The sequence below is a fragment of the Leisingera sp. SS27 genome (genome assembly GCF_028368855.1).
In the GTDB taxonomy this organism is placed as follows: Bacteria; Pseudomonadota; Alphaproteobacteria; order Rhodobacterales; family Rhodobacteraceae; genus Leisingera.
On the sequence record NZ_JAQNCY010000017.1, the window covers coordinates 64,328 to 87,618 of the forward strand.

At 62.9% G+C, this 23,291-nt stretch carries 29 protein-coding genes; 12 read left to right on the top strand and 17 right to left on the bottom strand.

What is annotated here, in order from left to right; all coding sequences use genetic code 11:
* Positions 1-27: 27 nt before the first annotated feature.
* The gene (locus N6L27_RS22165) at positions 28-345 is read right to left on the bottom strand and encodes an ArsC/Spx/MgsR family protein (RefSeq protein WP_271909601.1); all 318 of its coding nucleotides are present in this window, start codon (positions 343-345) and stop codon (positions 28-30) included.
* Between the two features lie 189 nt (positions 346-534).
* Here N6L27_RS22165 and N6L27_RS22170 point away from each other — a divergent pair, with 189 nt between their 5' ends.
* Complete coding sequence (locus tag N6L27_RS22170; RefSeq protein ID WP_260015353.1) at positions 535-741, top strand: cold-shock protein; 207 nt, start codon at positions 535-537, stop codon at positions 739-741.
* 57 nt (positions 742-798) lie between these two features.
* Here the strand turns inward: N6L27_RS22170 and N6L27_RS22175 are convergent, their stop codons facing one another.
* Both N6L27_RS22175 and N6L27_RS22180 read right to left on the bottom strand, forming a co-directional pair.
* The gene (locus N6L27_RS22175) at positions 799-1,278 is read right to left on the bottom strand and encodes a dihydrofolate reductase (RefSeq protein WP_271909602.1); all 480 of its coding nucleotides are present in this window, start codon (positions 1,276-1,278) and stop codon (positions 799-801) included.
* Positions 1,279-1,296: 18 nt separating this feature from the next.
* Positions 1,297-2,130, bottom strand: coding sequence for a thymidylate synthase (locus N6L27_RS22180; RefSeq protein ID WP_271909603.1), 834 nt, complete (start codon positions 2,128-2,130; stop codon positions 1,297-1,299).
* 228 nt (positions 2,131-2,358) lie between these two features.
* Between N6L27_RS22180 and N6L27_RS22185 the strand changes: the two genes are divergently transcribed.
* Positions 2,359-2,787 (top strand): VOC family protein, encoded by a 429-nt coding sequence (locus N6L27_RS22185; protein WP_271909604.1) that lies wholly within the window; start codon positions 2,359-2,361, stop codon positions 2,785-2,787.
* Between the two features lie 422 nt (positions 2,788-3,209).
* Here the strand turns inward: N6L27_RS22185 and N6L27_RS22190 are convergent, their stop codons facing one another.
* From N6L27_RS22190 to N6L27_RS22200, 3 genes are all read right to left on the bottom strand, one after another.
* Positions 3,210-3,707, bottom strand: a complete 498-nt coding sequence (locus N6L27_RS22190) for a MarR family winged helix-turn-helix transcriptional regulator (protein ID WP_271909605.1) — start codon at positions 3,705-3,707, stop codon at positions 3,210-3,212.
* A gap of 76 nt (positions 3,708-3,783) precedes the next feature.
* A complete protein-coding gene (locus N6L27_RS22195) occupies positions 3,784-4,041 on the bottom strand; it encodes an FAD assembly factor SdhE (protein WP_271909606.1) in 258 nt (85 codons plus the stop codon).
* A 9-nt stretch (positions 4,042-4,050) separates the two neighbouring features.
* Positions 4,051-4,467, bottom strand: coding sequence for a helix-turn-helix domain-containing protein (locus N6L27_RS22200; RefSeq protein ID WP_271909607.1), 417 nt, complete (start codon positions 4,465-4,467; stop codon positions 4,051-4,053).
* A gap of 97 nt (positions 4,468-4,564) precedes the next feature.
* Here N6L27_RS22200 and N6L27_RS22205 point away from each other — a divergent pair, with 97 nt between their 5' ends.
* From N6L27_RS22205 to N6L27_RS22215, 3 genes are read left to right on the top strand one after another with little or no spacing between them, the layout of a single operon-like run.
* Positions 4,565-5,767, top strand: coding sequence for a pyridoxal phosphate-dependent aminotransferase (locus N6L27_RS22205; RefSeq protein WP_271909608.1), 1,203 nt, complete (start codon positions 4,565-4,567; stop codon positions 5,765-5,767).
* A gap of 14 nt (positions 5,768-5,781) precedes the next feature.
* On the top strand, positions 5,782-6,195 hold the full coding sequence (locus N6L27_RS22210; protein WP_271909609.1) for a hypothetical protein: 414 nt from the start codon (positions 5,782-5,784) through the stop codon (positions 6,193-6,195).
* A 57-nt stretch (positions 6,196-6,252) separates the two neighbouring features.
* Positions 6,253-6,807 (top strand): hypothetical protein, encoded by a 555-nt coding sequence (locus N6L27_RS22215; RefSeq protein ID WP_271909610.1) that lies wholly within the window; start codon positions 6,253-6,255, stop codon positions 6,805-6,807.
* A 271-nt stretch (positions 6,808-7,078) separates the two neighbouring features.
* On the opposite strand, the gene N6L27_RS22220 is transcribed toward N6L27_RS22215, so the two are convergent.
* A complete protein-coding gene (locus tag N6L27_RS22220; RefSeq protein ID WP_271909611.1) occupies positions 7,079-8,062 on the bottom strand; it encodes an NAD(P)H-binding protein in 984 nt (327 codons plus the stop codon).
* 271 nt (positions 8,063-8,333) lie between these two features.
* Positions 8,334-8,582 carry an EF-hand domain-containing protein gene (locus tag N6L27_RS22225; RefSeq protein ID WP_260015362.1) on the bottom strand — a complete coding sequence of 83 codons (249 nt, stop codon included), beginning with the start codon at positions 8,580-8,582 and terminating at the stop codon, positions 8,334-8,336.
* 381 nt (positions 8,583-8,963) lie between these two features.
* Here N6L27_RS22225 and N6L27_RS22230 point away from each other — a divergent pair, with 381 nt between their 5' ends.
* On the top strand, positions 8,964-10,079 hold the full coding sequence (locus tag N6L27_RS22230) for a cyclic nucleotide-binding domain-containing protein (RefSeq protein ID WP_271909612.1): 1,116 nt from the start codon (positions 8,964-8,966) through the stop codon (positions 10,077-10,079).
* Positions 10,080-10,094: 15 nt separating this feature from the next.
* On the opposite strand, the gene N6L27_RS22235 is transcribed toward N6L27_RS22230, so the two are convergent.
* A complete protein-coding gene (locus N6L27_RS22235) occupies positions 10,095-10,541 on the bottom strand; it encodes a nucleoside deaminase (RefSeq protein ID WP_271909613.1) in 447 nt (148 codons plus the stop codon).
* 65 nt (positions 10,542-10,606) lie between these two features.
* A complete protein-coding gene (locus N6L27_RS22240) occupies positions 10,607-11,464 on the bottom strand; it encodes a LysR family transcriptional regulator (protein ID WP_271909614.1) in 858 nt (285 codons plus the stop codon).
* 97 nt (positions 11,465-11,561) lie between these two features.
* Between N6L27_RS22240 and N6L27_RS22245 the strand changes: the two genes are divergently transcribed.
* A complete protein-coding gene (locus N6L27_RS22245; protein WP_271909615.1) occupies positions 11,562-11,849 on the top strand; it encodes a hypothetical protein in 288 nt (95 codons plus the stop codon).
* Positions 11,850-11,859: 10 nt separating this feature from the next.
* On the top strand, positions 11,860-12,537 hold the full coding sequence (locus N6L27_RS22250) for a hypothetical protein (RefSeq protein ID WP_271909616.1): 678 nt from the start codon (positions 11,860-11,862) through the stop codon (positions 12,535-12,537).
* A 39-nt stretch (positions 12,538-12,576) separates the two neighbouring features.
* On the opposite strand, the gene N6L27_RS22255 is transcribed toward N6L27_RS22250, so the two are convergent.
* The gene (locus tag N6L27_RS22255; protein ID WP_271909617.1) at positions 12,577-13,956 is read right to left on the bottom strand and encodes an MATE family efflux transporter; all 1,380 of its coding nucleotides are present in this window, start codon (positions 13,954-13,956) and stop codon (positions 12,577-12,579) included.
* A 112-nt stretch (positions 13,957-14,068) separates the two neighbouring features.
* Here N6L27_RS22255 and N6L27_RS22260 point away from each other — a divergent pair, with 112 nt between their 5' ends.
* Positions 14,069-14,719: a TIGR02453 family protein gene (locus N6L27_RS22260; protein ID WP_271909618.1), complete on the top strand. Its 651-nt coding sequence runs from the start codon at positions 14,069-14,071 to the stop codon at positions 14,717-14,719.
* Positions 14,720-14,722: 3 nt separating this feature from the next.
* On the opposite strand, the gene N6L27_RS22265 is transcribed toward N6L27_RS22260, so the two are convergent.
* The 6 genes from N6L27_RS22265 to N6L27_RS22290 form a co-directional block, all read right to left on the bottom strand.
* Complete coding sequence (locus N6L27_RS22265) at positions 14,723-15,667, bottom strand: nickel/cobalt transporter (protein ID WP_271909619.1); 945 nt, start codon at positions 15,665-15,667, stop codon at positions 14,723-14,725.
* A 1-nt stretch (position 15,668) separates the two neighbouring features.
* A complete protein-coding gene (locus tag N6L27_RS22270; RefSeq protein WP_271909620.1) occupies positions 15,669-16,304 on the bottom strand; it encodes a DUF1007 family protein in 636 nt (211 codons plus the stop codon).
* 62 nt (positions 16,305-16,366) lie between these two features.
* Entirely contained in the window at positions 16,367-17,296 is a 930-nt protein-coding gene (ppk2, locus tag N6L27_RS22275; RefSeq protein ID WP_271909621.1) for a polyphosphate kinase 2, read from the bottom strand.
* 183 nt (positions 17,297-17,479) lie between these two features.
* Positions 17,480-18,088 carry a carboxymuconolactone decarboxylase family protein gene (locus tag N6L27_RS22280; RefSeq protein ID WP_271909622.1) on the bottom strand — a complete coding sequence of 203 codons (609 nt, stop codon included), beginning with the start codon at positions 18,086-18,088 and terminating at the stop codon, positions 17,480-17,482.
* A 142-nt stretch (positions 18,089-18,230) separates the two neighbouring features.
* Entirely contained in the window at positions 18,231-19,646 is a 1,416-nt protein-coding gene (locus tag N6L27_RS22285; protein ID WP_271909623.1) for a pyridoxal phosphate-dependent decarboxylase family protein, read from the bottom strand.
* Positions 19,647-19,815: 169 nt separating this feature from the next.
* On the bottom strand, positions 19,816-20,190 hold the full coding sequence (locus N6L27_RS22290; RefSeq protein ID WP_271909624.1) for a hypothetical protein: 375 nt from the start codon (positions 20,188-20,190) through the stop codon (positions 19,816-19,818).
* Positions 20,191-20,401: 211 nt separating this feature from the next.
* Here N6L27_RS22290 and parE point away from each other — a divergent pair, with 211 nt between their 5' ends.
* The 3 genes from parE to N6L27_RS22305 all read left to right on the top strand — a co-directional run bounded on the left by parE (position 20,402) and on the right by N6L27_RS22305 (position 23,179).
* On the top strand, positions 20,402-22,360 hold the full coding sequence (parE, locus tag N6L27_RS22295; RefSeq protein WP_271909625.1) for a DNA topoisomerase IV subunit B: 1,959 nt from the start codon (positions 20,402-20,404) through the stop codon (positions 22,358-22,360).
* A 4-nt stretch (positions 22,361-22,364) separates the two neighbouring features.
* Entirely contained in the window at positions 22,365-22,586 is a 222-nt protein-coding gene (locus tag N6L27_RS22300; RefSeq protein WP_271909626.1) for a hypothetical protein, read from the top strand.
* A gap of 128 nt (positions 22,587-22,714) precedes the next feature.
* Positions 22,715-23,179 (top strand): RelA/SpoT domain-containing protein, encoded by a 465-nt coding sequence (locus N6L27_RS22305; protein WP_271909627.1) that lies wholly within the window; start codon positions 22,715-22,717, stop codon positions 23,177-23,179.
* Positions 23,180-23,291: the final 112 nt, after the last annotated feature.

Below are 23,291 nucleotides of genomic sequence, written 5' to 3' on the forward strand. Positions count from 1 at the left end.
CACTGCGGGAATGACATATGCGCCGCCTCAGGCCGCGCCAAGGGCCGCCTTCGCGTTCTGATCCCACCCCAGGAATAATTCCCCGTCACGCACGATCAGCGGCCGCTTCATCAATGCCGGGTGCGCCCGCAGCAGCTCCAGCGGCTCGCCGGCGCGCTCTTCCTCGCTCAGGCCCCTCCACGTGGTCGACCGCGTGTTGACCAGCTTGTCTCCGAATTGCGCGTGGGCGGTCTCCAGCAAACCCTCAGGCATGCCATCCGCGCGGATATCGACCAGAACCGAATCCGGAAGTGCTTTCAACGCCTTGCGGCAGGTGTCGCAGTTCTTGAGCCCATAGATTTTCATGATGCCTTCATGCTCCCCATCCGGGATTCACACAATTTATGGTAGAATTCACCGGTTTCTCTTGATTTTCGTTCAGCCCGTGTAAAACTCTAGGTTGTTCGGCTTAACCATGTTCCCCGCAATCAGGGAACGGGCCGGATACCCCGGGGCATCCCGGGGCGACGCGCAAAGTAGAAGGAGACACGGGAAATGCCAAGCGGCACCGTGAAGTGGTTCAACACCACCAAAGGGTACGGGTTTATTGAACCCGATGAAGGCGGCAAGGATGTGTTTGTGCACATTTCAGCAGTGGAGCGGTCGGGCATGACCGGTCTCGCCGACAATATGAAAGTCGGCTATCAGCTGACCGAGGGCCGGGACGGCCGGCAAATGGCGGCCGAGATCAAGGCGATGTAAGGTCTCATGCCTGCGCTGCGCCCGGACTTTTACCGGGCGCAGGCACTGAGGGCGGGCTCAGCCCTTCCGCAGATATTCCACCATCACACAGGCCGGATCGCTGCCGCGCAGCACCGTTTCCCCGGCCTTGGCCCAGCCGTCTTCCTGAAACTCCGGAAAGAAGGCATCTGCATCCTCAATGGTCAGATCGACCTCAGTGACCAGCAGCCGGTCCGCCATCCCCAGCATTCCGCGATAGATTCCCTCGCCGCCGATGCCGTAAACGCGCCGGTAGCCTTGGGCATAGGCCTCCTGCACCGCCGCCTCGATCGACGGCAGCACGATCTCTGCTGCCTGCGGGTTGGAGGACACCACCAGATTGAGCCGGTTCTTCAACGGCTTCACCGGCAGGCTGTCCCAGGTGTTGCGGCCCATGATGATGGCACCGCCCAAAGTCTCGCGCTGGAACGCCTTCAGATCCTCGGGAGCGAACCAGGGGATATCATTGTCCTTGCCGATGGCGCCGTTGCGCGCCCGCGCAGCGATCAGGGTAATCATGCCTGTTGTCCTTGTGTCTTAAACCGCCACCGGCGCCTTGATCACCGGATCCGGGTCATAGTTCAGGATCTCAAAATCCTCGAAGGTGAAATCGAAAATCGAGTTCACCTGACGCTTGATCCGCAACTGCGGCAGTGGCTTGGGGCTGCGCGACAGCTGCAGCTGCACCTGCTCCACATGGTTCGAATAGATATGGGCATCACCCATGGTGTGCACGAAATCCCCGGCCTCATAGCCGGTCACATGCGCCAGCATGGCCAGCAGCAGAGAATAAGACGCGATGTTGAACGGCACCCCCAGGAACATATCAGCGGAGCGCTGATAAAGCTGCATGTGCATCTTGCCGCCCGCAACCCGCACCTGCCACAGCGTGTGGCAGGGCGGCAGCGCCATGTCCGGGACATCTGCAGGATTCCAGGCCGACACGATCAGGCGGCGGCTGTCCGGGCTTTTGCGGATCATCTCCACCAGATCCGCGATCTGATCGACGCTGCCCGCACGGTACAGCGGCTCATCCCCCAACGTGCCCTCTGCCAGCTCCAGCTTGGGGAACCGGCGCCATTGGTGGCCGTATACAGGACCCAGGTTGCCATTCTCATCAGCCCACTCGTCCCAGATCGACACACCGTTTTCCTTCAAATAGCGGATGTTGGTGTCGCCGGACAGAAACCACAGAAGCTCATGGATGATGGAGCGCAGATGCAGCTTCTTGGTGGTCACCAGCGGGAAGCCGTCCGCCAGGGAATAACGCGCCTGCATCCCGAAACAGGACAGCGTGCCGGTACCGGTGCGGTCGTCTGACGGCACCCCGTGATCCAGAATGAACTGCAGCTGATCGTGATACTGTTGCATGGCCTGCTCCCTGCCCTCTGGCGCTGGCCCGGTCTTACCTTCCGGACCGGGCGGGGCCAAGCGGGAATCCCTTGCGCCCTGCCCCTTGAGACATACTACATCTGGCCCACCCGAAATCAAAAGCCGCAAAATGAGCACAGGATCGTGACGACAGCCCCCTCTTTGCCGCTTTTCCTTCTGCGCGGCGCGGGCAATACTGCTGGCAAAATCAATCAGGGGAATACCAATATGCCGCTCACCTATCTGCACACTATGGTCCGGGTGAAGGATCTGGAGAAATCCATGGCCTTCTTTGAACTCCTCGGCCTCAAGGAAACCCGCCGCTGGGACAATGAGCAGGGCCGTTTCACCCTGGTCTTCATGGCGCCTCCCGGTCAGGAGGATGCCCCGGTCGAGCTGACATACAACTGGGACGGCGACGACGGGCTGCCCAGCGACAGCCGCCATTTCGGACATCTCGCCTATGGGGTGGATGACATCTATGCCACCTGCCAGCACCTGATGGACAACGGCGTCACCATCAACCGCCCGCCGCGCGACGGGCATATGGCCTTTGTGCGCTCGCCCGACAATATCTCCATCGAACTGCTGCAGAACGGCACCTCCCTGCCCGCGGCAGAACCCTGGGCCAGCATGGAGAACACCGGCCACTGGTAGGCCTGATCACGGGCCGGTCTGACCAGCGTCCGGCCTGGCCCCTGGCAGGTCTGTCCCTTGGCAGGACCGGCCTCTCCGTATCTCTCGCGGGATGCAGGGCAAGCACCTGGGCAGGCATAGAACCATGGCCGGAAACGGCTGCAGCCGCCGCGAACAACCGGCCCCCGGCAGCACCCCCACGCCAAGAAACCGGCGCAGCCCTCCCAGGGCTGTCCGTGCAAAAAACGCCTGTACTGTGGCCCGGTATTGCCGGGCGGAAAGGGCGGCCGCTTCTGCAGCCTCTGCCGCGGTCTGCGCGAGACCCGGCGCCTTACCCTTCAATCCAATCAGAGCACGGTTTCCCCTCATGCTCTGTCAGCGGCCTGCCAGTGTTCCCCGGCTGCGCGGCCTCTTGCCTGCTGGTATGTTTTGCCTGCAGGCCCTTAATAGATGTAACGGATCTGGTCGGACCAGTAGCGCTCCATGCGCTTCAGCGAGGCGGTAATGTCCTCGATACCTTCGGAGGAGATCACGTTCTTGCCTTCCAACCCTTCGGCATGGCGGGAAAACAGCGCCGAAACGATATCCCGGATCTCGCGGCCGCGCTGGGTCAGGCGCACCCGTACAGAGCGGCGGTCAATCTCGCAGCGCTGATGGTGCATATAGCCCATTTCGACCAGTTTCTTCAGGTTGTAGCTGACGTTGCTGCCCTGATAGTAACCGCGGGTTTTCAATTCCCCTGCGGTGACCTCATTGTCGCCGATGTTGAACAGCAAAAGCGCCTGGACCGCATTGATTTCCAGCACGCCGACGCGTTCGAACTCATCCTTGATGACGTCCAGCAGCAGGCGGTGAAGGCGCTCAAGCAGACCCAGCGCCTCCAGGTAGCCAGTCATGAAACCCTTGCGGTCCACCTGGCTTATTGGCAATTCCATACTCATTCGCATCTCCGACTCGAATTTGCTTCTGAGACAAGATGCCAACAATTCCCGAAAAATCAGTTAAGCCGGAATTTTATTATTTTTGATGGGTTTGCGCTATGTCCGCAACCAGGGCGCGGAACCGCTCCTGCGGCTCCGCTTGACCGGTCACCCACTGGTACAAATCCTGGTCATTTTCCAGCAGCAGCTGGTCGTAAAGATCCAGCTGCTCCGTGTCCATCTGCTCCAGGCTGGCGGCCGCATAGGCCGTCAAAAGGATATCCATTTCCTTGATACCCCGGCGCATGGAGCGCATCTGCAGCCGTTTCAGGCGGGTGGCACGGTCTTCCTGCATCATGCTGCCTCAGACAGTTTCAGCTGCCGGGGCGTCGCTGACCTGCAGCAAGGTGCGCAGTTTCTTTTCCAGACGGGCTGCGCGCTCCGCGTTCTGACGCATTTCGCTGCGCAGAGACCGCAATTCGTTCAGAACGCTGGCAAAATCACCGGCTTCCAATTCCAGCGGCGCCGGTTCGGACATGCCTTCGCCTTCGCCGGTCAGCAGCCAGGACATCGAAACGTTCAAGAGGCCTGCCAGCATTGTCAGCTTGTTGGCACGCGGCTCCGACAGATCCCGCTCCCATGCGCTCAAGGTCGACTTCTTGACACCCAGGCGCCGCGCCAGCTGGCCTTGGGTCATCCCGGCCGCTTCGCGCGCCGCGGCAACGCGATCGCCGAAAGTTGCTGCATCCGGGCCGTACCAGTCTGTGTTCTGCTCAGTCATTGTCAGTTCTCCTAACTCAAAGTGCCAATGCAGCTTGATCGCTGTTTGGCGGCAACCTATGACAGTTCCGCAGAACATACAAACCGGGGCACCGCCAATGTCTTTCCTGTCTGAGACCTTATCCCGCGTCAAACCGTCGCCGACCATAGCGATGACCGCAAAAGCCGCAGAGCTGAAGGCGGCAGGACGCGACGTAATCGGCCTGTCAGCCGGTGAGCCGGATTTCGACACGCCGCAAAACATCAAGGACGCAGCTGTCGCTGCCATCGCCGCGGGCAAGACCAAATACACCGCCCCCGATGGCATCCCCGAACTGAAGCAGGCGGTCTGTGCCAAGATGAAGCGCGATCATGGCCTCGACTACACGCCTGCGCAGGTCTCGGTCGGCACCGGCGGCAAGCAGACGCTGTATAACGCGCTGATGGCCACCCTGAACGAAGGCGATGAAGTTGTGATCCCCGCGCCCTACTGGGTCAGCTACCCCGATATGGTGCTGCTGGCCGGCGGCACCCCGGTGATTGCCGAAACTTCGCTGCAGACCAATTTCAAGCTGACCGCAGATCAGCTGGAGGCCGCGATCACACCAAAAACCAAGTGGTTCATTTTCAACTCCCCCTCCAACCCCACCGGTGCCGGGTACAGCAAGGCCGAACTGAAGGAACTGACAGACGTTCTGCTGCGCCACCCGCATGTCTGGGTGATGACTGACGACATGTATGAGCACCTCGCCTATGACGGGTTCGAGTTCTGCACGCCCGCGCAGGTGGAACCGGCGCTCTATGACCGCACCCTGACCTGCAATGGCGTCTCCAAGGCCTATGCGATGACCGGCTGGCGCATCGGCTATGCCGCAGGCCCGGAGAAGCTGATCGCCGCCATGCGCAAGGTGCAGTCGCAGTCGACGTCAAACCCCTGCTCTGTCAGCCAATGGGCCGCGGTGGAGGCCTTGAACGGCACCCAGGACTTCCTTGCGCCCAACAACGAAAAATTCGTGCGCCGCCGCGACCTGGTGGTCTCCATGCTATCTGAAATCGACGGCATCACCTGCCCGGTGCCGGAGGGCGCGTTTTACGTCTACCCCTCCATCGCAGGGCTGATCGGCAAAACCACGCCTGAGGGCAAAGTGATTGAAACGGATGAGGATTTCGCCACCGCCCTGCTGGAGGAGGCAGACGTCGCCGTGGTATTCGGTGCCGCCTTCGGCCTGTCGCCCAACTTCCGCGTCAGCTACGCGACCTCCGACGAAGCTCTGGAGGAGGCCTGCCGCCGTATCCAGTCCTTCTGCGCCGCGCTGACCTGACAGGAGACAAGAGCATGAGCGCCGATCTGCCGGAGTATTACTTCCGCGTCCGTGAGAACGGCGCTTTTGTCTTCCGGGTCGATACCGAGAACCGCAACCGGCGGATCGAGATGGACCAGATCGCCGTTGTGAACATCCGCAACGGCGAGATCAAGCCGCACGGACAGCGCCAGCTGGGCGAACAGGACCTTGCTGAGATCAAATCCTGGATGGAAGCCCGCGCCGCCACCCTTGCGGCCCGCGATGTCGACGACATCCACCGTGCCATCGACCACTTGAACCTGACCGCGCAGTGGGCCAACAGCCGTGCTACGGATACGCAGCTGGACGACGTGACGGATGCGCTGCTGCTGGCAATGCACGACCTGCGCAGCGTGCTGGTGCGCAAAAAGGCCGACCGGCTGATGAAGGAACGCGGCGCGAAATAGGCCTGCACCGGTTCCTCCGCAGTAGAGCGGCCGCACAGAGTAAGACCGGACCCCGCTGTGCAGCTGCCGATGGGGCTGCGCGTTCATTTGCGGCGGGTGCCTGGGCAGGTTCGGATTTCCCAGAACAAACTGGCCGCGCTGCCACAGGGCGTCCGGTGTGCCCGGTTCCACCCGTGTCAGCCCCAGCCGCCATCTCAGGTGCGTTACGGACCTTGCCTGCGCATCACCGCCCAAGCCGAAACCGCGAAGCCGCTCCGGCTCTGCCTGCTGCGGTTTTATCCCCTCCAGGCCGGCAAGCTGGCAGACGAACTGGCCCTCAACCTCCGCCCGCAGACCGCCGTGCAGCGGCTCCCCGGTCAGCGTCACCAGATGACCGGCCTTGATCCCTGCGCCGCGGACCGCAAACTCCAGCGGCTCAGGCAATTCAAGAACCGCGGTATCCGGCCCGAACAGCCGCGCCTCGCCCAGCCAGCCGGTACCGATGGCAAAACGCAGCACATAGTGCCCGGGCGGCACCAGAACCTTGAAAAAGGCCCCGCCCCGGATATAGGCCGCCAGGGCATCGCCGCCACTGCCGGACAGCACCAGAAAATAGTCGGCACCTTCGGGTGACTTGACCTGCAACGGAAACACCGCAGGCAGGCCGCTGCGGTTCCACATCAGCCCCGCTGGCGGGCGTTCAGGCGCATCTCCTGCCGCCCCTGCCCCGCAGGCAAACGGCGGCAGGGCCAGCATCAAGGCCAGCACGGCAATCAGCCGCCTGCCGACCTTTGAACCTGCAACACTGCGTGGCATGCCCGCTCTCCTCTTCGCCGCTGCGGCGGGATGCAGGCGAGCCTAGCACAAATGCGTCTGGGCTGCAGAAACAGCTTAACCCGGCATATCAGGACGCCTTGGCGCCTGCTGCGTCCTTCATCGCATCCACGCCCTTCTTCCACAGGTTGCCCTGCCACAGTTCCTCAAGCCCGGTTTCGCCGCTGGCGCCCTTGGTGGTCAGATAGTCATAATAGGACGTCGGCTTATGCCCGGTGATATTGTAGAAATCCGGGCTGCAGCGGGTGTAGAATCCGTTGGTCAGATATTCGAAGAATTCCGCGCGGGTGGCACCGAAATCCGCCTCGAACTGCTCCATCGGCTGAGCACGGTACTCGATCTCCCGGCCCATCGCGCGGCCCAGGTCAGCAGCAATTTCCGCCATCGACTGCGGCGCCGGGCCGGTGATGTCATAGAACTTGTTGCCGTGCCGCTCCGGCCCCTCCGCCAGCACCACCGCCGCCGCCTCGGCAATATCGCGGGTGGCGACAAAGGAATTGCGCATGCCCCCCAGCGGATTGGAGAACCAGCCTTCGTTTTCAATGGTTTCGCAGTCTGTCTTCAACAGGTGGTTCATGAAGAAGTTGTTGCGCAGCGCGGTGACATTCAGCCCTGCATCAATCAGCGCCTTCTCCCCCCACCAGTAGTGCTGCAGCATCAGCGGAATACCCGCACCGGCGCGCGACGCATGGGTACCGGCATCATAATCTGCAGTGTTGGTGTCCGCGCCCATGCAGCTGACACGCACCACATGCTTGATCTGTTTCTTGCGCTCTCCCAGCGCCCTACAGAAGTTCAGATGCCCGTCCAGCATCGGGTCCAGCGAGGCGGAATAGACCGCCGATACACCCTCCAGCGCAGCCGCCCAGGTCGCCGGGTCCGACAGGTCGAATTTCACCGTCTCGTCAGCTCCCAGCGCCTTCAGCTGTTCCGCCTTGGATTCGCTGAAATAGCAGGCACGCACGGTGAACTGCTGCCCTTGCGCCAGCCGCGCCACCAGTTCGCGGCCAATGCGGCCGGTGGCTGAGGTGATGAGAACGATGGGTTTGGACATTGCAGTGTCTCCTGACGGCGCAGGCCGCTGGCCGGCGCACGGGGTTTCAAATCTGCGCAGACCCTACAGGCAAGCCGCCGGCGGCAGCCCCCGAAACCCGACGGAAAATGGACCGCAACCGCCACTGCGCCGGAGACGCAAAAAGGCCCCGCGAACCGCGGGGCCTTTCCTGCGCTGAGCCGTCACCTGCGCGGCTGGAAGGGACTATGCGCCTCCCCCCGAAAGGCAAGAGGGGTGCAGCGTGACGGCGCACCAGCGGCTTTGGCCGCAATCAGCCTGCCTGGGTCAGAACGCCCGCCTCGATCGCCGCGCTCACCTCTGCCGCATCGGCTTCGCCATCTTCATTGGCGTCAATGGTGGCAAAGGTTTCTGCGGTCAGCTCGGGGAATGCCAGCTGAAGCTCTTCCAGCGAGAAAGTACCGTTGCCATCAGCGTCCAGCTCTGCAGCCAGGTCCTTTGCAGCCAGCGGCGAGGCGGTCAGAGCAGCAACGGCGGCGGCAGTCAGGGCAAACTTTTTCATGTGAGACACTCCAGTCATCATTTGGTTTGTTGCAGCCCGCAGTGTGTCCCGCGGGCCGTGGCAAACAGCTATGGCCTGCCCCGGCGCAGTGCCATCCCCCAACAGCATCCGGCGCAGAACCCGGCGCAACAGCGCCGCTTTTCCCCTTTCAAATAAGCAGGTTACCGCCTTCATGACTGGACCGGCCTTTGTCCGCGCAAGCCCGGCAGCTGTTTTCGCGGCTTTTCGCCCGGGCTGTGGAAATTGCAGCGCTGACGGAACCAATCCGCGCGCCGCAATTCGTTTTCTGCTGCGATGCGACTGAGGTTAAGGCCGCGCCGCAGCAATCCTGCTAGACTCCCCGCAGCCCTGCCATCCCGTCAGCCGCGGCGCGGAGCTGCCATGAAACCGAAGATCGAAAAACTGAATGCGCTTGGGGCCCGCTATGCGGAAGCCATGGCGATGTGCGGCCTCGCCGATGATCTGTGCGACCCGGACCTGTTGGACGCCCGCCCCTTCCGTTTTGCCGAGGGCGAGCATCTTTGCTCCCGCGGCGATCCCGCGACTTGCCTCTGGATCGTGGTAGAGGGCTCCGTCGCGATCAAAGAAGAGGGCCACACACTGTTTGTGCGCCGCCGCAACGAGGTGGTCGGTGAGCAGCACCTGGTGGGCAACGGCTACCAGCGGATCTATGACCTGGTAGCAAATGAGACCAGCGTCGAGGTGCTGGTTGTCGACAAACAGAAGATCGAACAGCATCCCGAGGCCGGAAAACTCTGGCGCAACATCGCCAAGATCATCTCGATCAAGCTGCGCGGCGCCAGCCGCCGCACTGCCTCGCTCAGCCAGCAACTGGCGGACGACACCCGCATCCTGCACGCCTACACCAACGAATACGCGCTCAGCCGACGGATGCAGGGCGGTGCGGGACAGCAGACAGGTTACGCCGTGGACCGGGCGGTGATCTGGTTCTCGGATGTTGTCAACTTCAGCGGCTACACCACACGGACCCCGCCAGAGCGGATCGCCGACATCGTGCAGCGGTTCTTCAACGCCCAGACACAGCCGATCCAGCAGCATGGCGGCCATATCGACAAATTCATCGGTGACGGCCTGATGGCGTTCTGGGTGCTCGGCTCCGCCGCGGACTCCAGCCGCGGCACCTGCACCGCCGCCCTGCGCGCCGCCGAAGAGGCCGTGGCCGCGGTGGCTGGCATCACCATCGGCAAACAGGCGCTAGGCCTGCGTATCGGGCTGCACGCGGGCTATGTCCTCAGCGGCGATTTCGGTTCTGCCACCCGGCATCAGTTCACCTTGATCGGCCCGGAAGTGAACAAGGCTGCCCGGCTGGAACAGGCCCGCCAAGAGGATGTGACAGCGGGAAACGGGCGGATCGGGCCGGTCCGCATCAGCCCGGAGCTGCGTGACGAGCTTGGCGGGATCGACAGGAAACGCTTCGACCGCAAGTTCACTGTCCAAGCCAAGAACATCGGCACGCTGGAGTTCTTCACCATCTGACAGACCGGTGCCGCCCTATTCGGCGATGTCCTCTGCCCACAGCTCCGGCTTCTCTCGAATGAACCGCTCCATCAGCGCGATGCAATCCGGGTCTTCGGCAATCACCACCTCGACGCCCTTGGAGCGCAGGAAGTCCTCGTTGCCGCCAAAGTTCTGCGTGTCGCCGATCACCACCCGCGGGATGCCGAATTGCACGATGGTGCCGCTGCACATCATGCACGGCGACAGCGAAGTATACAGCACCGTGTCCCTGTAAGTCTTCTGCCGCCCCGCCTTGCGCAGCGCGTCCATCTCGCCATGGGCAATCGGATCCCCCTTCTGCACCCGCTGGTTACGCCCCTGCGCCACCACATTGCCGCCCCGCGCCAGCACTGAGCCGATCGGACAGCCGCCCTCATCAAATCCCGCTTTGGCTTCCTCATAGGCAATGCGCAGCAAGCGCTTGCCGTCATCTGTCATCATGGTGAATCTGCCCTTTTGGTTGTTGTTTGCGGTTCTGCCCGGCCTCCCAGCCCGCTTCCGGGCGGTCAAGACTTCGCCGATGCGCCTTCGATCAGCGGGCGCAGCGGCTTCAGGCGCTCGGCAATGAAATCCGCCACTGCACGCACCCGCGCCATCTGCCGCAAGTCCTTATGCACCAGAAGCCACAGGTCCAGGTCCGGCTTAGGCTCTGCCCCCGGCAGCCGCTGCAGCCTTGCGTGGCTGTCGCCCAGAAAGCACGGCAGCACTCCGACGCCCAGCCCGGCCTTCAGCAGTTCCGCCATCGCCAGGATGCCGTTGGCCTGAATATGGGTGTCCGCGGTCCCTTCCAGTGCGCGCGCCGGGCCGTAGTCCAACCCGATCCAGTGGTCCGGCTTCGGCCGTGCCTGCAGATAGGCCGGCGCCGCGTAGACACACAGTGGGCTGTGGGCAATGCGGCGGCCATAGGCAGTCTCCGGCGGGCTGGCGGTCAGCCGCAGCGCCAGATCGCTCTCCCGCCCGGCAAGGTTCACCAGCCTGTCCGACAGCAGAAGCCGCAGCGCAATCTGCGGATAGAGCATCCGCAGCTCCGGCAAAAGCGGCGCGATCAGCACCGTGGCAACCGCCTCCGGCAGCGCCAGCGTCACCGGACCGCTCAGCCTGGCATCAATCGACAGCACCTGCCGCTCCAAATCCCGGATGCTGCCCTGCGCCTCCAGCGCCTTGGGCAGCACTGCCCGCCCCGCTTCCGTCAGCTGGTGGCCGGACGGGCTGCGCTCAAACAATGTGGCCCCGATCCGCGCCTCCAGCGCGCGGATGCGCCGGGTCACCGTCACATGGGTCACGCCCAGCTGCTCCGCCGCTCCGCGGATGGTGCCGCCCTCGGCCAGCGCCAGGAAGATGCGGAGATCGTCCCAATTCTCCATAGGTACAAAAATGTTCCACAATGGTTCATGATTGGTAGATATTCTATCGACTCCGTCCGCGATAGCAATTGGCCATCACAGCAACGGAGACACCGGAATGACCTACCAGCTCACCCTCAAATCCGCCGATGTGCCGGACGTGATGCACGGCCGCCTCAGCCTTGGCATCCGGCATCAGGGAACCGAGGCCGCCAGCATCGAGGTCACCTGGACCGATGCGCATTTCACCACCCGCTTCAACGGTTTTGCGCCGGATATGCCGGTGCCTGCGCATCCGCTGGCCTTTATCAAAGGCGCCATGGATGCCCTGAACGCCGCCAAGGCCGCCCCGGACGAACCCGTCACCAGTGTATTCGGCCGCGGCCCTGTCAGCTTTGACGTCTAAGGAGCAGCAGATGAAATTCCTCGCCTTTGCCGCCGCCCTGACCGCAGCCGCACCAGCCCTGGCCGAGACCGGCCTGTTCCTCGCCTGGCCCGCGCAGCCCGCCGCGGCCCTCAGCCAATGGGACCAGGCCGCCGCCGCCCGTCTTCAGGACGCAGGATGCAGCCTGCACCGCTCCGGCACGATCTCCGGCGGCTTCGGCCCGCTGGACTGGCCGCAGATGGATGGTTTCCGTCTCTACCGCTGCGACAGCCCGGTACTGGCCTCACTCGCGGCCTCCGGCGCAACCGCCGCATTGGCGCGTCATGGCCATCAGCCAGTGCTGTTCGAAGGGCGGCTGTCGCTGTTCCCAACCGATGCTCCCGGTGCCGAGGCCGAATACATCGTCAAACTTTCGCACTACAACAATCTGGACGCAGCCCGGCGCAACGAGGATCTTGCGGCCCTGGGTGACAGCATTTCAGACCTTGATAACGTCTGGCAGACAGAGGGCATCCTGACCCCGGCTACAGCCCTCGGCACCCTGCGCCCGGATGACGTCACTTTCCTTTACTACAGAACCGGCGCAGAGGCCGAGGCCTTCCGCGCCGCCAATCCTGGCGTGCTGGAACAGGTGGGCCTGTTCAACAAGGCGCATCTGACGGCCTTCACTTATCTGGGGGCAACGGTCCTGTCCCAGCCGGTGAACTGAGCCAAACGGCGCCTGCCTCTCCATCGGCAGGCGCATATCTCAAGCGGCGGCGCCCACTGCCTTGATCGAGCGGCGCCAGAACCGCAGCATCAGAAACAGCCCGGCGCAGGTCAGCCCGGCAACCAGCCCCATCCAGACGCCAACGCCGCCCCAGCCAAGCAGGAAGCCAAAGACATAGGAGGCCGGAATGCCCACCGCCCAATAGCTGAGCGCGGCGATCACCATCGGCACGCCGGTGTCCTGCACCCCGCGCAGCAATCCCAGCGCCACTGCCTGCATGCCGTCCATCAGCTGAAACAGCGCCGCCGCTGCCAGCAGGCCGCTGCCAATCAGCAGAATCGCGTCTTTCTGCGGGTCTTCCGCATCCAGAAACAGCGACATCAGCGGGTCAGGGATGGTCAGGAACAGGACAATCGCCACCGCCGACACCGCCAGCGACATCACCGTCACCGCCTTGCCTCCGCGCGCCAGATGCTCGCGGTCGCCGCGGCCAAAGGCATTGCCCGCCCGGATGGTGGCGGCGTTGGACAGCCCCAGGTGCACCATGAAGGTGAGCCCGCCCAATGAGATCGCAATGCCGTGCGCCGCCAGCGGCACCGTGCCCAGCCAGCCCATCATCATGGCCGAGGCCGCAAACAGGCTGGCCTCCGCCAGCGTCGTCAGCCCGATCGGCGTGCCCATGCGGAACACCTTGCCCAGCATTTCCCAGTCCGGCCGGTGGAAATTCTTGAGCAGCTCATGCTGCGGCAGCACCTTCAGCGCATAAGCCAGCACCAGCACAAAGGACACGCCGTTGGTCACCAGCGAGGCGATCGCCGCCCCGGCAATCCCCAGCTCCGGCGCGCCCCAATTGCCGAAGATCAGCGCATAGTTCACCAGCGCGTTGATCACCGCAGCAAAGACCGACAGCCACAGCACGATCTGGGTGCGTTCCAACGCCGCCAGATAGGATTTTGCCACCATGTACAACAGCGCCGGAAACAGCGACCAGCCGGCAATCCGCAGGTATTCCGCGGCATCATGCGCCACTTTCGCCTCCTGCCCCAGCGCCAGCAGGATCGGCTCCGACCACCACAAGAGCGGCATCGCCGCCACGCCATAGGCCAGCGACAGCCACAGTCCCATGCGGGTCGAGCGCCGGATCTGCCGCTCCTCTCCCGCACCCGCCGCGGCCGCCACCATCGGCATCACCGCAAAGGCAAAACCGGACCCCAAAAGAAAGATCGAGAAGAAATAGGACGAACCCAGCGTCACCGCCGCCAGTTCATCAACCCCGTACCAGCCCAGCATGACGGTATCGGTCAACCCGATGGCAAACTGCGCCACATGTCCGCCGATCAGCGGCAGGCCCAGAACGGCAATCGCCCGCACATGGCCGCGCAGGGGCATCTCGGTGTGTTTGGTCGCTAACGTGCTCATCCTGCCAGCCTTAGGCGCCCCCGCACGCTCCGGCAAGGGAAGAGTTTCCTTGCCTGTGCACAGGCCCATGGTGGTATTCTGCACAGGCAACCCATTGCAGGAGCCTTATTGAATGACCGACGCCTTTGCCCAGCTGATCCCCGACGCCCGAACCTTTCTGGCGGAGCTTGCGCAGAACAACAGCCGGGACTGGTTCACCGCGCACAAGGATCAGTACGAGGCGCAGCTGAAATCCCCGGCGCTCCTGTTGATGGACGAAGTGGCACAGGCAATTTCCGCCCGCAGCGGAACGCCGGTCACAGCCAAGCTGTTCCGCCCGCATCGCGACGTCAGGTTTGCCAAGGACAAGACGCCCTACAACACCCATCTGCACATGATGTGGACCCTGAACAGCTCAGGCTGCGCGCTTTTCTTCGGCATCGCGCCGGACTACTGCACCTCTGGCGGCGGCATCATGGGCTTCAGCAAAGTTCAGATGCCGCGCTGGCGGCAGGCCATCGACGGCGCCTTCGGAGATGAAACCGCGGCACTGGTGGATATCCTCGCGCTTAAAGGATTTGCCGCCAAGGACCCGGAACTGAAACGCGTCCCCGCCCCCTATGGCAAGGCCCACCCCCACGGCGCGCTGCTGCAGCGCAAGTCGCTCACTTTCTGGCATGACATGACGGGGCGCGAGCAAGCCGCCCCGATGGGCGCGCTGATGTCCGCCTACCTGACGCAGGAGCCAATGTTCGCCCTGCTGGACAGCGCATTGACTGATTAAGGCTTACAAGGCCCGCAGCATGATCTGGCTTGCCAAAACGGCCACCACGGCACCGGCAAGGATTTCCAGCACTGCTGCCGCCCGCAGCGCACCGGTGCCTTCCATCTGCGCCAGCGTGCCCTTGCGCATCGTCACCGCCGCAATGGCCACCGCCACCGTCACCGTCGCGGTGCCTGCGCCCATGGCAAAGGCGCCGGCAATCCCGGCCCACAGCACCCCCATGCGCCAGGTCAGCAGCAGCAGGAACACTGCCCCGGTGCAGGGCCTGAGCGCCACCGCGCCGATGATTGCCAGCGCATCGCGCAGCGACTGCACATTGGCGGCTTCCTCGACCGTCGGCCCGTGCTTGTGGCCGCAGGCGCCGCAGACCCCGTCATCATGATGGTGGTGATGATGATCGTGACCGCGGTTCCCATGTTGATTGGGGACAGATTGGCCTGCCGCCTGAACAGAACGGCTCGCCATCAGCCGCCGCAGCCCCCGCACCAGCAGCCAAAGCCCGACCAGCGCAATCAGCCCGTATGACACCGGCGCCAGAACATCCTCCGCCGCACTGGACAGCTGCTCGCGCCCCCAGTCCAGCAGCAGCAGCCCGCCCGCGACCAGCAGAACCGCCGTGGCCGCCTGCGCCAGCGAGGACGCCAGTGCCAGCCCCGCCAGCCGCAAGAGCGGCACAGGCTTGCCCATGCCATAGCCACCGATGACCAGCTTGCCATGGCCCGGCCCGGCAGCGTGAAAGAAGCCGTAGGCAAAGCACAAGCTGAGCAGCGCCATCAGCGCCCCCGGTTCACCCGCACGCAACGCCCGCAATCCGCGCGCCATCGCGTTCTGTGCCTCCCTCTGGCCCTCAGCAGCCCAAACGGACACCATCCCGGCACCGCCAAAGCCCCACAGCCATACTGCTGACGCCGCCACGCCCAGCGCTGCAATTGTTAAGAAAATCTTCACCTTACGCACCGCAGCTCAAGCGCACGGTATCGGCAAAGGCCTCACCCACTTCCGGGTAAGCCTCCTCTGCCTGATTTGCCGGCATCGCATAGAGCAGCTCCTCCACCAGCGTATAGGCCTGGTCCAGATCGGGCGGGGTGATACTGCCCTGGCAGCCGCCGCTGACCTCCAGCCCCTGGTTCACCGTGTAGGCGGTGTAATAGGTCGGATCATAGGCCTTGATCACCACGCCGTCCGCGGCCTGCGGCTGTGTCAGAACCCGCCGGTGCCTTGTGGTGATCCGCCCGTCCTTCACCTCGGTCGACAGATGCTCCGGCGCGCCCAGGCCCAGCGCCGTGCCGCGCAGGGTCAGATAGGTGTCGCCCTGAAAGCCCTCGCTCCAAGCGAGATCAAACCCTTGCAGCTGCGCCAGTTCCTCCGCCGTCAGGCTGCCGTCGAAATCACTGTCCAGCCCCCGGTCCTCAAAGATCAGCAGCGAATAGAACTCATCATAGGCCCAGGTGATCTCCACCGCCTGCAGCTGACCGTCGCCTGTGATCTCAAGCTTAAGCCCGGTGTCGACAAAGATATGCGGATGCGCCGCGGCGCCTTGCGGAGCGGCCATTGCAAGCGCAAGCAAAGGAACAAGATGTTTCATGGCCAAAGATCTACGCCCAGTTGCACGCCCCCGCAAGCGGGAGTCCTCCCGGCAGGCAAGGATCAGCGCGCCCGGTTCTCCGGATGCAGCGCCTTGCCCAGGATGTGACCGGACTGATGGATCACATGATGCGCCTGACCGACAATCAGCGGGTCTGGCATCCGGGCAATCTTGGGGTCCTTGCCCGGATAGTCCAGCGAGGCCAGAAAGTGCCGCATGCAGTTCAGCCGCGCCCGCTTCTTGCAGTTCGACTTGATCACCGTCCAGGGCGCGTCCGCGGTGTCGGTGTAAAAGAACATCGCCTCCTTGGCCTCGGTGTAATCATCCCACTTGCCCAAGGACGCCTTGTCGATCGGCGACAGTTTCCACTGCTTCAGCGGATCGGTCTCGCGCGAGACGAACCGCCGCTTCTGTTCTTTCCGGGTGACCGAGAACCAATACTTGTACAACCGGATTCCAGAGCGCACCAGCATCCGCTCGAACTCCGGCGCCTGGCGCATGAATTCCAGATATTCGTTCGGCTCGCAGAAACTCATCACCCGCTCGACGCCTGCCCGGTTGTACCATGACCGGTCATACAGCACGATCTCACCGCTGGTCGGCAGATGCCGCACATAGCGCTGGAAATACCACTGCCCGCGTTCCTCGTCAGAGGGCTTGTTCAAGGCCACCACCCGGGCCGAGCGCGGGTTCAGGTGTTCAGTAAAGCGCTTGATGGTGCCGCCCTTGCCCGCCGCATCACGCCCCTCGAACAGCATCACGAACTTCTCGCCGGTCTCCTGTGCCCACAGCTGCACTTTCAGCAGTTCTGCCTGCAACCGCGCCTTCTCCGCCTCATAGGCCTTGCGCGGCATCTTCTTGGCGTACGGGTATCTGCCGCTCTCAAACGCCCGGCGGATCTCCTCGGCACTGGGTCCGCGAGCCTGGCCGGCTGCCTTTACCGGCCTGTCTTCCGGGGTGTTGTTCACAATCTTTTCTGCTGCGGCGTCCATCAAAAGCTCCCTCTTTCAATCTGCGCCGCGACCTTACCGCCGCCGCGGCTGCACCGCGCTGACCTGCATCAAAAGATACGCCCCCTGCACAACAAAAGGCGGCCCCGGCAGGCCGCTTGATCCCTTTCATCTGGCTGAAAATATCCTGGGGTGAGGGCCCGAAGGGGCCGAGGGGCAAAGCCCCTACTTATGCCCCCAATCGTCCGGGTTCTCCGAATTGTTCGGGCTCAGGCCCAGCACATCCCCTTTGGTGGAGCACCCAAGCCCCAGCACCGTCCGGTTGGCATAGGCAAAATAGGCCGTGACCTGGTTGATCTCCAGGATTTCTCCGTCGTCAAACCCGGCCTCCCGCAGCGCCGCGATATCCGCCTCGCTCACACTGGCGGGTTCCTCTGTCAGCATCCGTGCATAGCCCATCGCCAGCACCTGCGCAGGCTCCAGAGGTGCAGCACCGGGGTCACGCGCCTCGATCGCCGCCCGGATCGCCAGACCGCGTTCCTCGTCGCCCAGCAGCCGCTGCAGCCCGGCAAAGTGATGCTCGACGCAATAGGCGCAGTCATTGAGGCTGGAGACCCAGACCCCGAGCACCTCCAGGAACCATTTCGGGACCTTATTGCCGGTGTGGTGCAGCACGCTTTTGTACAGCGCCATATGGCCTTCCATCGAATGCGGCCGCAGGGAATGCACCATCATGATGTTGTCAACATTGCCGCCCGGCCCGGTCACCCGCTCATACAGCTTCTTCAGCTTGCCGGTTGCCTCTTCAAACGGAACGGTCCTGATCCAGGCCATGTCTCTCTCCCTGACTGTTTGGCCCGGAGAGTAGCGGGATCTGACCCGGCGGTAAGGAGGAACCGAACGTCACGGGTGTTCTGGCTGGCGGCACCGCCGCCCCGCGCCTGCCTGCTCCCCAGCTGGCGCAGGGCGCTTTGACCTATTTCGCAGCCTCACGCGCCACCGCGGCAATCGCCGCTTGCACATCCGCCTCGCGGCTGCGGTGGTTGGTGATCGCGGCGCGCAGCATCACGCGGCCGCCTGCGCGGGTTGTCGAGAACACCGCCTCGCCGCTTTCCTGCAGGGTCTGGGCGACATGCGCGTTGATCACAGATTGCGCTTCCGGCTCCAGATCGCTGCGCGCTGTGAACACGCAGACGTTTGACACCACCGGCGCCCCCATTGCCATTAGGGGCTGCGCCTCAACCTCCGCCGCCATGAAACCCGCCAGCTCGCTATTGCCGGTAATCGCCTCGGAGAACGCCGCCTCGCCATAGGTCTCCAGCGCCGTCCAGACCTTCAGCGCCCGGTTGCCGCGGCTGAGGTCAATGCCGTAGTCGCAAAACCACGGCTCGCCGCCCGCCAGCCCGCGCTCTGCCCCTTCCAGATAGGCAGGCCGCGCTGCAAAGGCTGCCCGGTGCTCGTCCTCGTTCCTGAGCAGCGCCATGCCGCAGTCATAGCCCACATACATCCACTTGTGGAAATCGAGCGCAATACTGTCTGCCCGCCCGATCCCGTCACTCAGCGACCGGTACGGCTCCGCTGCAATCCGTGTCCAGGCGCCAAAGGCCCCGTCCACATGCAGCCACAGCCCCAGGTCCGCTGCCGCATCCGCCAAGGCATTCAGATCGTCAAACAGCCCCAGATCCACGGTGCCCGCATTGCCGACCACCAGAAAGGGCAGCGCGCCTGCGGCCTTGTCCTCTGCCACCATCCGGGCCAGGGCCGCGCAGTCCAGCCTGCCCGCCGCCAGCGGCACCTGCCGCAGGTTGTCCGAACCGATACCCAGAAGCTCCATCGCCTTCAGCGTCGCGTTATGCACGCCCTCGCCAGCATAGGCGGTCAGCCGCACCGCGCCCTGCCCGGTCTTGCGCAGGTCCTTCAGAACCCGCAGCCGCGCCGCCTGAAAGGCGATCACCGTCGCCTGCGAGGTGCCGGTGACCAGCAGCCCGCTGGCCCCCTCCGGCATGCCCATCTTGCGGCGGGTCCAATCCACCACCGCGCGCTCCATGTAGTTCGCACCGTGATCGCGCCCGCCCATATTAGCGTTGACGGCTGCAGCAGCCAAAGAGCTGATCAGGTCAGAGGCCAGCCCCGACCCCTGCACCCAGCCCCAGAACCGCGGATGAATATTGCCGCCGTGATAGGGCAGCACGTCCTTGATGATCCGGTCCACCGTTTCCCGCGGTCCGCGCGCCTCTGCCGTCACCGCATAGCGCGCATCGATATCCTCCGGCACCGGCTGCCACGGCCGCTCCGCCGCCTGCTGCATCTGGTCCAGCGCCGCATCCAGCATCCGCTGCGCCTCTGCCCGGAACGCCGCCCAGTCCTGCGTCCTGATCCCCTTCTCAGCCACCTGCGCGCCCTCCTCCTGCCTGCCGCTGGCGAAGGTTTAACGCGCAAATGCTGCAGTTGCACGGAGAAGATCGCCGCACCCGGATTACCGGAGGCGGACTTCGGATATTGCGAAACTCAGGACCAAGCCGGACTCTCAGCAAACTGAAGAAGATGCAACTGCGGCAGAATCAGAAACTCTTTCCGGGCCTGACTTCGGAATACTGCCTCTTGCGCTTGGTGTCCCCAAAGACCTGATAGAAGCTCTGCCCGTCGATCTTCTCGAAGGCGATGCATTCTGCGGCCCCAAACATCTCCAGCTCATAGCAAATCCGACCGCGAGACCGCAGCTTGTAAGTCGTGGTCTCGGTCTTACCCTTCCAAATCACATCCATCGTCCCGTCGGGTTTGACATACATTGCCCCCTCGTTGTTCTTTCCCAACGGATAGGTGTTGCCGACCAGCAGCTTCTTTACTTCCTTCTTGGAAAACGACGGTCCGGCTGCAGCTGGCAGCGCCAGCGATACTGCAACCAGAAATACGGAAATTGCCCGTGCAAACTGCATGGCTCCCTCCCATTTGTTACTGGCAAAAGATGAATTGTTAACGCCTCGGCATCTTACCACAGTTGCACTTTCCATCCAAAATGAAACCCTGCAGTTGACTTTCACCGCCACCCGCCGCCTTATCCACAGCCCCTTGCGTCCCTCTTCCACCCGGCCCCAACACCTGCCATAATGCTCTTCAATCAACACCAAGGAAGAGCAGCTCCCGCACATGGCCGACGACCTCCTCAGCACGCCTGCATCGGAAACCTATGACGCGTCCTCTATCGAGGTTCTGGAAGGCCTCGAACCGGTCCGCCAGCGCCCCGGCATGTATATCGGCGGCACCGATGAACGCGCGCTGCACCATATGGTGGCCGAGATCCTCGACAACTCCATGGACGAGGCCGTCGCCGGCCACGCCAACCGGATCGAGGTGACGCTGCATTCCGATTACGCCGTCACGATCTCCGACAACGGCCGCGGCATCCCGATCGACCCGCACCCCAAGTTCCCGGACAAATCCGCGCTGGAAGTGATCCTCTGCACCCTGCACGCAGGCGGCAAGTTCTCCGGCAAGGCCTACCAGACCTCGGGCGGGTTGCACGGCGTCGGCTCCTCGGTGGTGAACGCGCTGTCGGATTCCATGGTCGTGCAAGTGGCCAAGAACAAGGAACTGTTCGAGCAGCGCTTCTCCCGCGGCCTGCCCCTGGGCCCGGTTGAGAAAATCGGAGCGGCGCCCAACAAGCGCGGCACCTTCGTGACCTTCCACGCCGACGAGCAGATCTTCGGCCACCACCGCTTCAAGCCCAAGCGCCTGTTTACGCTCGTGCGCTCCAAGGCCTATCTGTTCTCCGGCGTCGAAATCCGCTGGAAGTCCGAAATCGACGACGGTGAAACCCCGACCGAGGCCACCTTCCACTTCCCCGGCGGCCTCAAGGACTACCTGACAGAGGTGCTCGGCAAATCCTCCGTCTACGCAGACCAGCCCTTCGCGGGCAAGGTCGAGTTCCGCGAGAAATTCGGCGCGCCGGGCTACGTGGAATGGGCGATCAACTGGACGCCCTCGCGCGACGGCTTCACCCAGTCCTACTGTAACACCGTCCCGACGCCCGAGGGCGGCACCCACGTGACCGGCTTCTGGGCCGCGATCCTCAAGGGCATCAAGGCCTATGGCGAGCTGGTCAGCAACAAGAAGGCCGCCCAGATCACCCGCGACGACCTGATGGCGGGCGGCTGCGCGCTGGTCTCCTGCTTCATCGCCGACCCCGCGTTCGTCGGCCAGACCAAGGACCGCCTGTCGACCGAGGCCGCCTCCAAAATGGTGGAAAACTCGGTCCGCGACCACTTCGACAACTGGCTGGCGGCGGACACCAAATCGGCCGGCGCCATCCTCGACTTCCTGATTTTGCGCGCCGAGGAACGCCTCCGCCGCAAGCAGGAAAAAGAGACCCAGCGCAAATCCGCCACCAAGAAGCTGCGCCTGCCCGGCAAGCTCACCGACTGCACCTCCAAGGACCGCTCCGGCACCGAACTGTTCATCGTCGAGGGCGACTCAGCGGGCGGCTCCGGCAAGGGCGCGCGCAACCGCGTGAACCAGGCGCTGCTGCCGCTGAAGGGCAAGATCCTCAACGTCCTCGGCGCCGCCTCCAACAAGCTCGGCTCAAACGCCGAGATCAACGACCTCTGCGAGGCGCTTGGCGTCGGCCTTGGCACCAAGTTCAACCTTGACGATCTGCGCTATGACAAGATCATCATCATGACCGACGCGGACGTCGACGGCGCCCATATCGCCTCGCTGCTGATGACCTTCTTCTTCACCCAGATGCGCCCGCTCATTGACGGCGGCCACCTCTACCTCGCCTGCCCGCCGCTGTTCCGCCTGACCCAGGGCGCCAAGCGCGTCTACTGCCTGGACGAGGCCGAGCGCGACAAGTGGCTGGAGAAGGGTCTGGGCGGCAAGGGCAAGATCGACGTCTCCCGCTTCAAGGGTCTTGGCGAAATGGACGCCAAGGACCTGAAGGAGACCACGATGGACCCCGCCACCCGCAAGCTGATCCGCGTCACCATCGACGAGGACGAGCCCGGTGAGACCGGCGACCTGGTCGAGCGCCTGATGGGCAAGAAACCCGAGCTGCGCTTCCAGTATATCCAGGAGAACGCGAAGTTCGTGGAGGAGCTGGACGTCTAAGCCAATGGCTTTCAAGCTTTTCGCTGGGCTTTTCTTGGCCCTGCATGTTTTCTTCCTCCTTCTACTTTACCTCAAGGCGAGGGAGGAGGATGCAACGCTTGGCATTCTCGAGTTTTGGTTTGGGCGTGCGCGGCCTCACCCTGCGCTTCAGTTTTTGATGCTGCTGGCGTCCGCAAGCACAGCCGCGGTGCTGACCACTATCATTGCCGCGGTGCTTCCTTTCTGACTCCGGTGTTTGCATTCACCAGCCACACGCATAGAGTGAGGCCGAAGTGCAAGAAACCCGAGCTCCGGTTCCAGGAAATCTAAGAGAACGCGAAGTTCGTGGAGGAACCAAGTGTTAGAGGAGTTAGTTTGAAAAAAGAAGAGTTTAGAAGAGAATTCTCAAATAGAAGAGAAGAATTTGAGAGTTTGCGGACTACCGTTTTCGGCCTAATATCGAAGGCAATTGCAGAGGCCGGGGTCGCAGCAATGCCCATCCTTTCTCGTGTAAAAGACATCGACAGCGCCGCTGCAAAGTTCGAAAGAAAGAAATACTCCAAGCCATTCCAACAAATGACAGATGTCGTTGGCTTTAGAGTAGTGCTGTACCTAGAGCACGAGATTGAAACTCTGGAAAGGACAATACGAAAGTATTTCGAAGTTGATGAGCACAACTCAGTAGACAAAAGGAAGCCTTCAGATGTCCAAACAGTGGGGTACAGATCACTTCACTTGATTTGCACTCTTGGAAAGAAACGCGAAAAGCTACCGGAGTACCTTGAAGCGTGCGATTTTCCTTTTGAGTTTCAGATCAGAACTGCCTTAGCAGGCTGCTGAAATAGTTGTTGAGCCGGAACGCTTTCCCGTGATCCGGTCCGGTTCGACGGATGTGTCATGCCTGTCGATGCGTCTGCGTATCGCTCCTGGTTCCATCTTTCCCTTCACGCCC